General features: G+C 34.1%; 15 protein-coding genes. 8 read left to right on the forward strand and 7 right to left on the reverse strand.

All coding sequences use genetic code 11. The annotated features are described in order from the left end of the window. Positions 1 to 28: 28 nt before the first annotated feature. The gene (locus tag TD29_RS15865) at positions 29 to 916 is read right to left on the reverse strand and encodes an ABC transporter ATP-binding protein (RefSeq protein ID WP_040282074.1); all 888 of its coding nucleotides are present in this window, start codon (positions 914 to 916) and stop codon (positions 29 to 31) included. A gap of 138 nt (positions 917 to 1,054) precedes the next feature. On the opposite strand from TD29_RS15865, the gene TD29_RS15870 reads away from it, so the two are divergent. The 7 genes from TD29_RS15870 to TD29_RS15900 all read left to right on the forward strand — a co-directional run bounded on the left by TD29_RS15870 (position 1,055) and on the right by TD29_RS15900 (position 7,877). Further along, positions 1,055 to 2,143, forward strand: a complete 1,089-nt coding sequence (locus TD29_RS15870) for a M42 family metallopeptidase (RefSeq protein WP_040282076.1) — start codon at positions 1,055 to 1,057, stop codon at positions 2,141 to 2,143. A 48-nt stretch (positions 2,144 to 2,191) separates the two neighbouring features. Beyond that, on the forward strand, positions 2,192 to 2,743 hold the full coding sequence (locus tag TD29_RS15875) for an NUDIX hydrolase (RefSeq protein WP_040282078.1): 552 nt from the start codon (positions 2,192 to 2,194) through the stop codon (positions 2,741 to 2,743). A gap of 9 nt (positions 2,744 to 2,752) precedes the next feature. After that, entirely contained in the window at positions 2,753 to 3,385 is a 633-nt protein-coding gene (locus tag TD29_RS15880; protein WP_152611543.1) for a patatin-like phospholipase domain-containing protein, read from the forward strand. 37 nt (positions 3,386 to 3,422) lie between these two features. Next, positions 3,423 to 4,109 carry a PrsW family intramembrane metalloprotease gene (locus TD29_RS15885; protein WP_040282242.1) on the forward strand — a complete coding sequence of 229 codons (687 nt, stop codon included), beginning with the start codon at positions 3,423 to 3,425 and terminating at the stop codon, positions 4,107 to 4,109. A gap of 90 nt (positions 4,110 to 4,199) precedes the next feature. Then, on the forward strand, positions 4,200 to 4,688 hold the full coding sequence (locus TD29_RS15890; RefSeq protein ID WP_040282083.1) for an acetyl-CoA carboxylase biotin carboxyl carrier protein subunit: 489 nt from the start codon (positions 4,200 to 4,202) through the stop codon (positions 4,686 to 4,688). Between the two features lie 99 nt (positions 4,689 to 4,787). Next, positions 4,788 to 6,227: an acetyl-CoA carboxylase biotin carboxylase subunit gene (accC, locus tag TD29_RS15895; protein WP_040282085.1), complete on the forward strand. Its 1,440-nt coding sequence runs from the start codon at positions 4,788 to 4,790 to the stop codon at positions 6,225 to 6,227. Between the two features lie 108 nt (positions 6,228 to 6,335). Next, positions 6,336 to 7,877, forward strand: a complete 1,542-nt coding sequence (locus TD29_RS15900) for an acyl-CoA carboxylase subunit beta (protein WP_040282087.1) — start codon at positions 6,336 to 6,338, stop codon at positions 7,875 to 7,877. Positions 7,878 to 7,883: 6 nt separating this feature from the next. Here the strand turns inward: TD29_RS15900 and TD29_RS15905 are convergent, their stop codons facing one another. Beyond that, positions 7,884 to 8,330, reverse strand: a complete 447-nt coding sequence (locus TD29_RS15905) for a DUF1572 family protein (RefSeq protein ID WP_040282089.1) — start codon at positions 8,328 to 8,330, stop codon at positions 7,884 to 7,886. Positions 8,331 to 8,477: 147 nt separating this feature from the next. Here TD29_RS15905 and TD29_RS15910 point away from each other — a divergent pair, with 147 nt between their 5' ends. Next, positions 8,478 to 9,683 carry a multidrug effflux MFS transporter gene (locus TD29_RS15910; protein WP_040282091.1) on the forward strand — a complete coding sequence of 402 codons (1,206 nt, stop codon included), beginning with the start codon at positions 8,478 to 8,480 and terminating at the stop codon, positions 9,681 to 9,683. A 234-nt stretch (positions 9,684 to 9,917) separates the two neighbouring features. Here the strand turns inward: TD29_RS15910 and acs are convergent, their stop codons facing one another. The 5 genes from acs to TD29_RS15935 all read right to left on the reverse strand — a co-directional run bounded on the left by acs (position 9,918) and on the right by TD29_RS15935 (position 15,771). After that, a complete protein-coding gene (gene acs, locus TD29_RS15915) occupies positions 9,918 to 11,825 on the reverse strand; it encodes an acetate--CoA ligase (RefSeq protein ID WP_040282093.1) in 1,908 nt (635 codons plus the stop codon). Between the two features lie 5 nt (positions 11,826 to 11,830). Beyond that, on the reverse strand, positions 11,831 to 13,558 hold the full coding sequence (locus TD29_RS15920; RefSeq protein ID WP_040282243.1) for a sodium:solute symporter family protein: 1,728 nt from the start codon (positions 13,556 to 13,558) through the stop codon (positions 11,831 to 11,833). Continuing rightward, a complete protein-coding gene (locus TD29_RS15925) occupies positions 13,551 to 13,808 on the reverse strand; it encodes a DUF4212 domain-containing protein (protein ID WP_040282095.1) in 258 nt (85 codons plus the stop codon). The genes TD29_RS15920 and TD29_RS15925 overlap by 8 nt, the downstream gene beginning before the upstream one ends. 36 nt (positions 13,809 to 13,844) lie before the next feature. Then, complete coding sequence (locus tag TD29_RS15930) at positions 13,845 to 14,201, reverse strand: DUF779 domain-containing protein (RefSeq protein WP_040282097.1); 357 nt, start codon at positions 14,199 to 14,201, stop codon at positions 13,845 to 13,847. Positions 14,202 to 14,271: 70 nt separating this feature from the next. After that, positions 14,272 to 15,771 (reverse strand): aldehyde dehydrogenase family protein, encoded by a 1,500-nt coding sequence (locus TD29_RS15935; RefSeq protein WP_040282099.1) that lies wholly within the window; start codon positions 15,769 to 15,771, stop codon positions 14,272 to 14,274. Positions 15,772 to 15,944: the final 173 nt, after the last annotated feature.

The following is a 15,944-nucleotide window of genomic DNA, read 5'->3' on the forward strand; positions in this document are numbered from 1 at the left end:
TGTACTTTTTTTTAATGAGAATTAATTATTAGCTTAAAACAGGTTCGTCTTGTTTTAAAGCTATAAAGTACACATCGTCTAACTGTGGTTCTGTGCTTTTAAAATCAGTAGCTGGTTGGCTTTCTGAAAACACTCTAATATTTAATGTATTATCTTCATTATAATTAGAAGAGAGCACATTGTAAGTGGCTTCATTTTGTTCTAAATCATCACGTTCAACAATTTTTGTCCAAATTTTGCCAATCAATTCTTTTCTTGCGTTTGAAGGTGTGGTTTGTTTTAAAATACGACCACCATTTAAAATTGCCATATCATTACAAAGTTCCTTCACATCTTCAACAATATGCGTTGAAAAAATTACAGTACAGTTGGTACCAACTTCTCTAAGTACATTTAAAAATCGATGTCTTTCTGCTGGATCTAATCCTGCCGTAGGTTCATCAACAATAATTAATTTAGGGTTGTTAAGTAATAATTGCGCTATACCAAAACGTTGTTTCATACCTCCAGAATAACCAGCAACATGCTTTTTACGCATATCATATAAATTGGTAATCTCTAAAACTTCTTTCACTAAAGCTTGTCTATCAGTTTTAGAACTCACACCTTTTAAAGTTGCAAAATAATCTAATAATGCTTCGGCACTCATTTTTGGATAGACACCAAATGATTGTGGCAAATAACCTAACACTTTTCTCAGCGCCATTTTATCTTCCAAAACATCAATATCTCCAAACTTAATTGATCCAGAATCTGGACTTTGCAATGTGGCAATAGTTCGCATTAATGAGGACTTACCTGCACCATTTGGACCAAGTAGACCAAACATTCCTGTTCCAATTTCAAGATTAAGATTATCGATGGCTTTTACACCATTTTTATATGTTTTTGTTAGATTTTCAATGACTAATTTCATTATCAATTTATTTAGTTGGTTATGATATTGCGCTATTAGTGTAAAAATAGACCAATTTGTTACAAAAAATACTTCCGAAGTAATTAAAAAGAGAATAATACTCGTTATTTTTACTGAAAATAGAAATACACTAAACTTATGGCTTCAAAAAGCATACTCAATAAAAAATCACTAGATTTTCTAGAAACTTACCTTAATACTAAATCGCCAACTGGTTACGAATGGGACGGACAAAACGTTTGGATGGACTATCTAAAACCATACGTTGACGAATTTATTACAGATACCTACGGAACAGCTGTTGGAGTTATCAATCCTGATGCAAAATATAAAGTTGTTATTGAAGGTCATGCTGATGAAATTTCTTGGTATGTCAACTATATCTCAGATAACGGATTAATTTACGTTATTAGAAATGGAGGAAGCGATCATCAAATTGCACCTAGTAAAATTGTTGATATTCATACTAAAAATGGTATTGTAAAAGGTGTTTTTGGTTGGCCAGCAATTCATACAAGAAGTAAAGCTAAAGAAGAAGCACCAAAACCAGACAATATATTTATAGATTGTGGTTGCGCTACAAAGGAAGAGGTTGAAGAATTAGGCGTTCATGTAGGTTGTGTGATTACATATCCAGATACATTTCACATCCTTAATAAAGACAAATTTGTATGCCGTGCACTAGATAATAGAATGGGCGGATTTATGATTGCAGAAGTTGCTCGTTTACTCAAAGAAAATAAAAAGAAATTACCTTTTGGGTTATACATTACCAACTCTGTACAAGAAGAAATTGGTCTTAGAGGTGCACAAATGATTACCGAAACTATTAAACCAAATGTAGCTATTGTGACCGATGTGACACATGATACAACCACACCAATGATTGACAAAAAGAAAGAAGGTCATTTAGAAATTGGTAAAGGTCCTGTGGTTGCCTTTGCTCCTGCTGTACAACAAAAATTACGCGATTTAATAACCGATACTGCTGAGGCTAAAAATATACCTTTTCAACGCTCGGCATTATCTAGAGCTACAGGAACAGACACTGATGCTTTTGCTTATAGCAATGGTGGTGTGGCTTCTGCTTTAATTTCTTTACCATTACGTTATATGCACACAACTGTTGAAATGGTGCATCGTGATGATGTAGAAAATGTAATTAAAATGATTTATGAAACGCTCCTCAAAATTAAGGATGGAGAAACGTTTTCTTACTTTAAATAGAACATTATAAACCTCACAACATTTAAAAAATTTGTGAGGTTTTTTATTATGGAAGCACTTATAGACATTGTAGATAAAAACGGAAGACCTACAGGAATTGCAGTGCCAAAAACTGAAATTCATAACAAAGGGCACCTACACAATACAGCTCATGTGTGGTTTTATGATGCCTACGGAAATATCTTACTCCAACAACGTGCGGCTTCAAAAACCATTTGTCCGTTACTTTGGGATGTTTCAGTAGCTGGACATATTGATGCAGGAGAAACGCCAGAACAAGCTGCTGTGAGAGAAGCTAAAGAAGAAATAGGAGTTGATGTTTCCGAAGAGAAATTAAATAAAATTGGAGTTTTTGAGTGTTTTCAATCGTATCCCAATGGTATTATAGATAACGAATTTCATCATACTTTTATCGCTAAAATTAAGATGAATAGTAATGATTTTATACTTCAAAGAGAAGAAGTTGAAGCGGTTAAATTGGTGACTATTGATGAGTTTGTGAACCTATTAAATAATAGTAAACATAATTCTCATTTTGTAGATTCAAATGCAGCGTATTATTTAATAGTACTTAACGCAATAAAAAACGTAACGCAATAAATTAAAAGTATGTCTAGTAAGGTTTTAAAATATATGATATATGTGGTCATTTTTCAATCTTGCGCAACTAAGAAATACATTAATAAGCATCAAATTTCTGAAGATATAAGTAGCGCTACAGAAAACATTTATAGCATTAAAAATGATAAAAAAGAGCTTATTAAAAAAACCTATTTAGATTTCACAAATAATGGACGCATTAATGAATCTCAAACTTTTGATGGCAACAATAACCTCATAGAAAAAACGGAAAAACGCTTATGGTTTATTAAAAAATCATTTCCTAATAAAGAGCCTTATTACTGTAAAACACGTTGGAAACCTAATCAAAGAGAACGTATAAGCTGCTATAGTCAAAAACGATATAAACAAAATGAAGTTATAGTACATTATAATAAAAATGGCACAATTAATACAGTCGTAGATAATTTCACCAACTTTGAAACCCACTATTTCAGCTATACAAACAACGAGCTTTCAAACATTATCATTAAAAACAAAAATGGAGTTATTATTGAAGAAATTCTAGTAACATGTGTTGAAAAAGACCAAAAAGGGACATGTATTGATCAAATAAAAACCTATACCAAAACAGACCGTATAACACAGACTATTTTAAAACCATTTTACAAGGCAAATTAAATGGTTTTAAGTCATTAAAATGTATTACATTTCAGTAATGAAATTAATAGCCCTTGCAATTATTCCTGTTTTTTTAATCATCTTATACATCTATTATAAGGATAAGTATGATAAAGAGCCAAAACGTTTATTACTGTTTAGTTTTCTATTAGGCGCTATTGTAAGTATTATAGTAACCATCATTTTATATTATGGTTTTGATATTATATTACCGCTAAGAGACGAATTTAGTGTGCCACAGCAATTTGTAAAAGCCTTTCTTGTAGTAGGATTAACCGAAGAATTTAGTAAATATATAATCGTTAGATTTTATAATCAACCCAAAAAAGCATTTGATGAACCTTTTGATGGTATTATGTATGCTGTGATGGTATCAATGGGATTTGCAGCCACAGAAAACGTAATGTACGTATTAGAAGGTGGTTATGTTACTGGAATTTTAAGAGCATTTACTGCTGTTCCTGCTCATGCTACTTTTGGAATTCTTATGGGTTATTTTATGGGTAAAGCCAAATTCTCTAAAAACAGAATTCTACTTAACCTTTTAGGTTTACTTCTTGCGATTACCTTTCATGGGTTTTATGACTTTTTTCTATTTATAGATTTTATTCCAGGTATTTGGATTGGTGCGTTTATATCACTCATTATCGGAATTATGTTATCACATAAAGCCATAAAAAAGCATCAAGAGGATTCTCATTTTAATCCAAACAACAACCTATAACCTTTAAATTTGTTTCCTTTTTTATAAAGAATACGCATTTACGAAAACGTTATAATTCATTACCTTTACCAAAAATTAAACACATTTTTAATGAGTAAACCCTTTAAAGTAAATGTCAATTCTGCCATAGATTTTGATATTTCAGAAGCCGAAAGCGCTCAGCTCAATAGTATAAAAATATCAGATAACACATATCATATTTTACATGATAATCGCTCTTATAAAGCCGAAATATCTTCTATAAAAGCCCAATCTAAAACCATTGAAGTCAAAATAAATAACAACACTTATAACGTTGATATTTACAATGAATTAGATTCATTAATAAAAGATATGGGTTTTGAATTAGGAAGCTCAAAACTTGTGAACGAGATAAAAGCCCCAATGCCTGGATTAATTCTAGAGATTAATGTAAACATTGGACAAGAAGTCAAAGAAAACGATACGCTTTTAATTCTAGAAGCCATGAAAATGGAAAACGTTCTAACCTCTCCAAGAACTGGTATTATAAAATCTATATCAATTAACAAAGGAGATGCTGTAGATAAAAACCAATTGTTAATTGAGTTTGAAGGATAGACTATAATCCTATAAGGTTTATGCAACCTTGTAGGTATTTTACAAAAGAAAATTATTAAAAATATTTCCGTTTTACGGAAACGATAAATCAATTTATTGATGAAGAAATTACTAGTCGCAAACCGAGGAGAAATCGCTATTCGCGTTATGAGAACTGCAAAAAAATTGGGAATCAAAACCGTTGCAGTGTACTCAACCATAGACAGACAATCACCACATGTAAAATATGCAGATGAAGCAGTTCTCATTGGAGAAGCACCTTCTAATCAATCTTATTTATTAGGTGATAACATTATTGAAGTTGCTAAAAACCTCAATGTTGACGCTATTCATCCAGGTTACGGATTTTTAAGTGAAAATGCAGACTTTGCAGAGGCATGTGAAAAAAATGATATTATTTTTATTGGCCCAAAATCTCACGCTATTAGAGTTATGGGTAGCAAATTAGCGGCAAAAGAAACCGTTAAAGCTTACGATATACCAATGGTTCCTGGAACCGATGAAGCCATAACAGATATACCTGAAGCTAAAAAAATTGCGAAAGGCATTGGCTTTCCTATTTTAATCAAAGCCTCTGCAGGAGGTGGAGGAAAAGGAATGCGTATCGTTGAAAATGAAGCCGAATTTGAATCGCAAATGGATCGCGCGATTAGTGAAGCCATTAATGCTTTTGGTGACGGCTCTGTTTTTATTGAGAAATATGTGGCTTCACCAAGACATATCGAAATTCAAGTGATGGCAGATACGCATGGCAATGTCATACATTTATTTGAGCGCGAATGCAGTATTCAACGTCGTCATCAAAAAGTAGTAGAAGAAGCACCTTCTAGCGTTCTCACACCTGAGTTGCGCCAGCAAATGGGCGAAGCAGCTGTAAGAGTAGCAAAAGCCTGCGATTATATTGGTGCAGGTACGGTTGAATTTTTACTAGATGAAAACCATAATTTCTATTTTCTAGAAATGAATACGCGTTTACAGGTTGAGCATCCTGTATCTGAGATTATCACCAATACAGATTTGGTAGAGCTGCAAATTCTAGTGGCTCGTGGTGAGACATTACCAATACAACAAAACGATTTAAAAATTCATGGTCACGCTCTAGAATTACGCGTGTATGCTGAAGATCCGCTTAACGATTTCTTACCAAGTGTAGGGACTTTAGAGGTCTATAAACTTCCAGAAGGTCCAGGTATTAGAGTTGATAACGGATTTGAGCAAGGCATGGAAATCCCTATTTATTACGATCCAATGATATCTAAGTTGATTACCTACGGAAATACGCGTGACGAAGCTATTTCGTTAATGAAAACAGCCATAAGTAATTATCATATTGAAGGGATCCAAACCACCTTACCATTTGGAACTTTTGTTTGTGAACATGACGCTTTCCGAAGTGGACATTTTGACACACATTTTGTAAAAAAATATTACGCTGCAGATCAATTATTAGATGAACAAAAAGCCGAAGCTAAAATTGCTGCTTTAATTGCTGTGAAGCATTATATTGAAGAACAGAAACAATTGAAAATTCCCAATTAAATTTTATGATTTAGGTTTTGACTGCGCTCGACCTAACAATAATCAAGATAACTAATGTCTCGTCTATCGACATAGAGACCTTGTTAGAATTGCAAAACTAAACAACATATGGATTCAAAAATAAAAACCCTCAACGATAAACTTAACCAAGCCTATTTAGGTGGCGGACAAGCTAGAATAGATAAGCAGCACCAAAAGAAAAAACTAACCGCTAGAGAACGTGTTATGTATCTTTTAGATGACGGCTCTTTTGAAGAAATAGGTGCTCTAGTTACCCATAGAACCAAAGATTTTGGCATGGAAAAACAAGTGTTTTATGGTGATGGCGTCGTAACAGGCTACGGAACTATAAATGGTAGACTCATCTACATTTTTGCTCAAGACTTTACAGTCTTTGGTGGTTCACTATCTGAAACACATGCAGAAAAAATTTGTAAAGTCATGGATTTAGCAGTGAAAGTTGGTGCTCCAATTATTGGCTTAAATGATTCTGGAGGTGCACGTATACAAGAAGGTGTGCGATCACTTGGAGGTTATGCTGATATTTTTTATCGTAATGTACAAGCCTCTGGAGTAATCCCTCAATTATCTGCAATCATGGGACCTTGTGCTGGAGGCGCTGTCTATTCACCTGCTATGACTGATTTTACTTTAATGGTTGAAAATACCAGTTACATGTTTGTTACAGGACCAAATGTGGTAAAAACAGTGACCAATGAAAACGTAACAAGTGAAGAACTTGGAGGCGCAAGTACGCACTCTACAAAATCTGGTGTGGCACATAAAACATCATCTAACGATGTAGAATGTTTAGAAGATTTAAAAACATTATTAAGTTATTTACCTCAAAATAATACCGAAACTCCTACCCTTTTACCATATGAATTAAAAGATGAAGTTAGAGATAGCTTGTCTTCTATTATTCCTGATAATGCCAACAAACCTTATGATATGCATGAGGTTATTACGGGAATTATAGATGAGAATTCATTTTATGAAATTCACAAAGATCATGCAGAAAATATTATTGTAGGATTTGCACGTCTAGGAGGACGAAGCATTGGGATTATTGCCAATCAGCCTATGTATTTAGCAGGTGTTTTAGATGTTAACAGTTCTAAAAAAGCAGCACGTTTTGTACGTTTTTGCGACTGTTTTAATATTCCGTTATTAACGCTAGAAGATGTACCCGGATTTTTACCAGGAACCGATCAAGAGTGGAATGGTATTATTGTTCATGGTGCAAAATTACTCTATGCGTTTAGTGAAGCTACTGTACCAAGAATTACAGTAATTACGCGAAAAGCTTATGGAGGAGCTTATGATGTAATGAACTCAAAACATATTGGAAGCGATATGAATTTTGCTTGGCCTAGCGCAGAAATTGCGGTTATGGGTGCCAAAGGTGCTGCGGAAATTATCTTTAAAAAAGAAATTAATACGGCAGATGATAAAGAAGCTAAATGGCAAGAAAAAGAAGCCGAATATGCCGAATTATTTGCAAATCCTTATAGTGCAGCCCAACGTGGATTTATTGATGAAGTTATTCTTCCTAAAAACACAAGACGCAAATTAATTAAAGCTTTTGCCATGTTGCAAGATAAAGACATCGTGAAACCAAAACGAAAGCATGGAAATATTCCTTTATAACTAGATTTATACATCTAATAGACGTCTGTGATAATTAATTTGGCCTAGGTGATACGCTAAGTGCATGGTTAAGTGTACTAAAAAATACTCTGTTGTCATATGAGTTTCAGAAATACGACGTTTGTATTCTTTTCGTAAATCGGCTTCGGTTAAATTGTTAAGTACAGATTCTATAACTAAAATCGTATCATCAATAGATTGGTTGATATCTAATCTAGAGACTTCTTTTTGTGAAAACTCTAAATCACGATGCCTCACATAGCCTGAGTTACCAAGTGTTGCACCTATAAAATGATTTAAATTCCCTACAAGATGTAAGGCTAAATTACCTGCAGAATTAGTAATGGTGTCATTTGAAACCCAAAGATTGTCTTCTTTTTGATAGGTGTTAATCTCTTCTTTTAAAGCGTTTAAATCCCTTTTAAAAAGTTTAATTAGTGCATCTGTTACCATACGTTCTCTGATCTAAATGTTCAATTATTGATGTTTTAAAGCACTAAGATACAATTGAAAAATTGGAAGATTATTTTTTGAAAGTCAATATTTTGTTAATTCGATTTAGGACCGCATTTAATCTGTGAAATCTCGTACTTTTGCACGATGCAAACTAAACCTGATTTTAAAATTGAATTTGTCATTCTCATGGCATCGTTAATGTCTATTGTGGCACTATCAATTGACGCATTATTACCAGCTTTACCAGATATTGGTAGCCAATTGAATGTTGTAGATTCTAGTGATAATCAAAAGTTGATTACCATGATTTTTTTAGGCTTAGGTTTTGGACAGTTAATTTTTGGACCATTATCTGATAGTTTTGGTAGAAAACCTATGGTCTATTTTGGGTTTACCGTGTTTGTTATTGCAAGTATCGTGTGTGTAACCACCAACAATTTTGAAGTCATGCTCATTGGTCGTGTATTTCAAGGGATAGGATTATCATCTCCAAGAACCATTGCTATTGCTATGACTCGAGATACTTATAGTGGTGATTTTATGGCTAAAATTTTATCTATTATCGTCATGTTTTTTATACTCGTGCCAATTGTTGCTCCCACTTTTGGACAATTGTTATTAGATTTTTTTGATTGGAAAGCCATATTTAACGTCAACCTCTTAATTGGATTACTCATTGTACTCTGGTTTTGGAGACGTCAACCCGAAACGTTAGAACCTAAAAAACGAATTAAATTCTCTCCCAAAATCTTCATTACTGGTACGGTTGAGTTTTTAAAACATAGAGAAGCCATTGCCCTTACTTTGGTATCTGGCTTTATTACAGGATCATTTATGGTGTATTTAAGCACGTCGCAACAAATTTTTCAAGAGCAATATGTATTGGGAGAATTGTTCCCTTATATTTTTGCGAGTACTGCATTCTCGGTAGGATTTGCCACGTTCACCAACAGCCGACTCGTTATTAAATTTGGCTCTTTTAATATTGCCTATTATGCAACTATCGCTTATGCTGTGATCTCGTTGCTATATGTGTTGTTATTTCACACCGGAAATAACCCAAGTATTCACGTATTGGTAACGTTTTTCTTACTTCAGTTTTTTGCTGTTGGTTTTCTCTTCGGAAATTTGAGATCTTTAGCCATGGAGCCGTTGGGACACATCGCAGGCATTGGTGCAGCAATTAACGGTTTTGTGTCTACAGTAATGGCTGTACCCATTGCTATCTACATTGGAAGTTTTGTAAAAACCTCTGTACTACCTCTCTTTATTGGGTTTTCTGTTTTTGGAGTATTGTCACTGTTGGTTTTTGTTTGGTTGAAAAAACGACGTGGCCCAGCTATAGCTTAATTTATGCATTAGTGATTGAGCCATTGTTGGAGCTCATCTTTGATAGCGACTGGTGAAAGCACGACCTTTTACATTGATTACTTTAACTTATTTTAGTATATTTTGACTATGCGCAATCACCAAAATTAAATGATTAACAACATGACAGCAATGTAAAAGGTAATGCCCAAATTAATTAAAAGATTGTGAGGTCACACTTACTCTTAATGATCATCATACAAAATGATAGCACATCTACAACGCATTATCTTTTATATCCTGAACACATTCTGGATTGAGCAACGTACTAATGTCTCCTAGATTACTGGTATCTTTTTCGGCAATTTTACGTAGAATACGTCGCATAATTTTTCCGCTACGTGTTTTTGGTAAGCCTTCGGTAAATTGTATTTTATCTAATTTAGCTATAGGACCAATTCTATCTGAAATTAATTGATTGATCTCTTTTCTAAGATTGTCATGATTTCTACTTTCACCAACATCTTTTAATGTAATATACCCATACAAGGCAGATCCTTTCACATCATGAGGAAAACCAACAATGGCACTCTCAGAAATTGCAGGATGCTCATTGATGGCATCTTCTATTGGCGCTGTTCCTAAATTATGGCCAGATACAATAATAACGTCATCTACACGACCTGTTATTCTATAATAACCAACTTCGTCTCGCAAGGCACCATCTCCTGTAAAATACTTATTTTCATAGGTAGAAAAATAGGTATCTTTATAACGTTGGTGATTTCCCCAAATGGTACGTGCTATACTTGGCCAAGGAAATTTTATACTCAAACGACCTTCTACCTGATTGCCTTTTAATTCTTCACCATTTTCATCCATTAAACAGGGCTGGATTCCAATAAAAGGCAAAGTTGCATAGGTTGGTTTTGTTGGTGTGACATATGGGATTGGTGTTATCATAATGCCTCCTGTTTCGGTTTGCCACCAAGAATCAATAATGGGGCTTTTTCCTTTACCAACATTATCATTATACCAATGCCATGCTTCTTCATTTATAGGTTCTCCTACGCTTCCCAAAACCTTTAGGGATGATAAATCATATTTTTCTATGAGATCGACACCTTGCTTTGCCAAGGCTCTAATGGCTGTTGGTGCTGTATAAAACTGAGTGACTTTATGTTTTTGTACAATATCCCAAAAGCGTCCAAAATCGGGATAACTTGGCACTCCTTCAAACATAACTGTTGTTGCTCCATTTGCTAAAGGACCATACACAATGTATGAGTGACCAGTAATCCAGCCAATATCTGCTGTACACCAATATACATCACCTTCTCTATATTGAAAGGCATTTTTAAATGTGTAAGCTGTATAAACCATATAACCTGCTGTGGTATGTACCATGCCTTTTGGAGTACCCGTAGATCCAGATGTGTATAAAATAAATAAGGGATCTTCGGCTTGCATTATTTCTGCCTTACATTCATTTGAGGCGCTGTCTAATAAAGGTTGTAGCCATTTATCACGACCTTCTTTCATAGTTATAGCTGAGTTAATTCGCTTTGCGACTAAAACAGTCTCAACACCTTTACAGTTTTCTAATGCGTCGTCTACAATACCTTTTAAATCGATGGTTTTTGCGCCGCGATAAGAGCCATCTGCAGTGATCACTATTTTACAATCACTATCATTAATTCTAGTTGCTAATGCTGTAGAAGAAAACCCAGCAAACACAACGGAATGTATAGCTCCTATTCTAGCACAGGCTAAAATCGAAATTGCTAATTCTGGAATCATGGGTACGTAAATACAAACACGATCGCCTTTTTTTACACCTTGATTTTTTAACACATTTGCAAACTGATTAACGCGTTGATGTAATTGATTGTAAGTTATATGCTCTGCACCTTCGTTGGGATCATTAGGTTCAAACAAAATAGCGGTTTGTTCTCCTCTTGTTGCTAAATGTCTATCAATACAATTTTCGGTAATGTTTAATTGTGCTCCTTCAAACCATTTTACTTCTGGTTTTTTAAAATCCCAACTTAAAACCTTATCCCATTTTTTTCGCCAAAGAAAGTGTTCTCCTGCGATTTCTTCCCAAAAATTTTCAGGATCTCTAACTGATTTTCTGTAAACTTGATAGTATTCTTCTAAATGTTTTATGTGATAATTACTCATGATTATTAATGATTAATGGCATTATTTACTCCGCTTGGAATTCTAATATTTTCAACTATTTCTTGTACGTCTTCTGGTGGTGGTTTTGTAAACTTCATTACAACTATGGATACCATAAAGTTAAGCATCATGGCAATACTTCCAAAACCTTCGGGAGAAATACCAAACCACCATTCGTTTTTGCTTGGTAGTGCGGCATCAAACCAACCTAGTCTATACTTCATCATATAAAGTAACATGGCTGTAATACCTACAACCATACCAGCAATTGCTCCTTCTTTATTCATTTTTTTATAAAATATACCAAGTATAATTGCTGGAAAAAAAGAAGCGGCAGCTAATCCAAAAGCTAAAGCAACCACAGCTGCTACAAAACCAGGTGGATGTATACCAAAATATCCAGCGACACAAACAGCTCCTACGGCTGATAATCGTGCAGCGACTAGTTCTCCTTTTTCTGAAATTTTAGGGTTAAATACTTTCTTTATTAAATCATGAGAAACTGATGCTGAAATCACCAAAAGTAAGCCAGCAGCTGTTGATAACGCAGCAGCCAATCCTCCTGCAGCAACTAGTGCAATCACCCAATTGGGTAGTTTTGCAATTTCGGGATTTGCTAAAACCATAATATCTCTATCAACGACCAATTCATTAATAGTCTCATCTGCTACATATTGAATTTTACCATCCTTATTTTTATCAGTAAATGTGATTAACCCTGTAGTTTCCCATTTTTTAAACCATTGTGGAACATCTGAATACGGTTGATTAGAAACCGTTTCAATCATATTTGTTCTTGCAAAAACAGCTACAGCAGGTGCTGTTGAGTATAAAATTACGATTAACAATAGAGCAATTCCTGCAGATTTGCGTGCATCTTTCACACGTTTTACAGTAAAAAATCGTACAATTACATGAGGTAATCCTGCTGTCCCTACCATTAAAGCCAAGGTAATGGCAAACATATCTACTGTAGATTTAGAACCTTCAGTATATTCTGAAAACCCAAGTTCTGTGCTTAAACCATCTAATTTATCAAGCAAAAATGTACCAGAACCATCACTTAATTGGCTACCAAAACCTAATTGTGGTATTGGATTTCCTGTCATTTGAATTGAAATAAAAATAGCTGGTACCATAAAAGCAAAAATCAGCACACAATATTGAGCTACTTGTGTATAAGTGATACCTTTCATACCTCCTAAAACGGCATAAAATAAAACAATCAACATCCCAATAATAACACCAGTATTAATATCTACTTCTAGAAATCGTGAGAATACGATACCAACACCACGCATTTGACCAGCCACATACGTAAACGATACTATAAGAGCACAAAATACAGCTACGATTCTAGCTGTTTTAGAATAGTAACGATCTCCTATAAAATCAGGAACTGTAAACTTTCCAAATTTTCGCAAATATGGTGCTAATAATAAGGCTAATAGCACATAACCACCTGTCCATCCCATTAAATACACAGCTCCATCGTATCCTGCAAAAGAGATGATGCCTGCCATGGAAATAAATGATGCTGCACTCATCCAATCTGCTGCAGTTGCCATTCCATTTGCTAAAGGAGAAACTCCTCCTCCTGCAACATAAAATTCTTTTGTAGAACTTGCTCTAGACCAAATTGCGATACCAATATATAGCGCAAACGTAATACCAACTAAAATGTAAGTCCACGTTTGAACATCTAAATTTGCAATGAGTAATCCCTTATTCATCATAGCCATATTTTTTATCTAATTTATTCATCAATCTTACATAAACAAATATGAGTATCACAAAAACATACAATGACCCTTGCTGTGCGAACCAAAATCCTAATTTAAAACCTTTAATTTTTATTTGATTTAATTCGTCTTTAAAAACAATACCAGCACCATAGGAGACTAAAAACCATATAAAAAGTAAGATGAGCACATACTTTATATTTTCTTTCCAATAGGCTTTAGCCTTATTTACTTTGGACATAATTATAATTTAGAATGTTAAAAGTTTAAAAGATAGTTATTTTGTGTTAAAAAACATTTCTTCTTCCTTAGTTAACATTCTAGAATGAATTAAAAAACGAAGACCTAACGGGATTTCTAAAGAAAAACTTGCGCCACGACCTTCGGTAATATCAACAGTTAAATGTGTATGTTTCCAATATTCAAATTGATCTTGATTCATGTAAAAGTTAACATCATTTAGAGTTCCTAATAAAACATCGCTGTCATCTAGATACATATCTTCTTTTTCAAAAACCATTGGTGCAGATCCATCACAACAGCCACCACTTTGATGAAAAATTAAATCACCATGTTTTTCTTTTAATTGTTCTAAAACTTTTGCTGCTTTATCTGTAATTGTTACTCGCTCCATAATATAAAGGTATTAAAAAGGCTGAATTTAAATAAGAATCCAGCCTTTAGTGCTATTAATTCAATTTCTACTAAAAGAAACCTAATTTATTCTTGTCATACGAGATGAGCATGTTTTTAGTTTGGCGATAATAATTAAGCATCATCACATGATTCTCTCTACCAAACCCAGATTTTTTGTATCCTCCAAATGGTGCATGTGCTGGATACGCATGGTAACAATTCACCCAAACACGACCTGCTTTTATGGCTCTTGGAATTTGGTATAATTGATGTGCATCTCGTGTCCAAACTCCTGCTCCTAATCCGTAGAGCGTGTCATTTGCAATTTCTATAGCTTCGGCCTCATCTTTAAATTTAGTAACACAAGCTACTGGTCCGAAAATTTCTTCTTGAAAAACCCTCATTTTATTATGGCCTTCTAGAATTGTTGGTTTTATATAAAACCCGTTGGCAAAATCTCCATTTAATGTATTTGCTTCTCCTCCTGTTAATACTTTAGCGCCTTCATCTTTTCCTATTTTGAAATAGGATTGAATTTTTTCATATTGATCATTAGACGCTTGTGCTCCAACCATTGTATTGGTATCATAAGGATTATCTTGAATGATTGCATTTGTACGTTCAATAACACGCTCCATAAAAGCATCATAAATATCTTCTTGAACTAAAATTCTTGAAGGACAGGTACACACTTCTCCTTGATTAAAGGCAAATAAAACAGCACCTTCAATAGCTTTGTCTAAGTAAGCATCATCATGATCCATAACCGAATTAAAGAACACGTTAGGCGATTTACCTCCTAGTTCCATAGTAACTGGATTTAAATTTTTTGAAGCATATTGCATAATAAGTTGCCCTGTAGTTGTTTCTCCAGTAAATGCTACTTTATCAACTTTTGAACTAGAGGCCAAAGGCTTTCCTGCTTCTGGGCCAAAACCGTGAACAACATTCACTACTCCTGGAGGAAATACTTCTGCTATTTTTTCCATTAGTAAGGTTGCTGTTGAAGGCGTTTGTTCTGCAGGTTTTAACACCACACAATTACCTGTAACTAAAGCTGGTGGTAATTTCCAAGATAGCATGAGTAATGGGAAATTCCAAGGAATAATTTGACCAACAACACCTAATGGTTCTTTAATATTCATGGACAACGTATGCTGATCTAATTCTGTTGCGCTTCCTTCTTCAGAACGAATACACGCAGCAAAATAACGCCAATGGTCTACTGCCAATGGAACATCTGCATTGAGGGTTTCTCTAATTGGCTTACCATTATCACAAGTTTCTACTAATGCAAATTCTTCTAAATTAGCTTCAATAATATCTGCAACTTTATTTAAAAGTGTAGAGCGTTCTGTTGCCGATGTATTTCCCCAAGCTTCTTTAGCTGCGTTTGCAGCATCTAAAGCTAACTCGACATCTTCTTTCTGAGAACGTGGATATTTTGCTATTAAAGTATTATCAACAGGAGATGTATTTTCAAAATATTGGCCACCTATAGGATCTACAAATTTTCCATTTATAAAATTGCCATATTTCTCTTTAAATTTTGGTTTTGAATAACTCATTTTATACTAATTTATATGATTAAACTGATTATCTTACTATAAAACCCATGTTAAAAAAAGAACGCTAACCTTAACACATCCTTAACTTTTAACACCAAATATTACTGATAAGATAATTTTTATAAAGATATTTTATAGAATCCTAAATCAATTGCACATAATTATCATTATAT

Source organism: Psychroserpens damuponensis, assembly GCF_000826655.1.
Taxonomy (GTDB): domain Bacteria; phylum Bacteroidota; class Bacteroidia; order Flavobacteriales; family Flavobacteriaceae; genus Psychroserpens; species Psychroserpens damuponensis.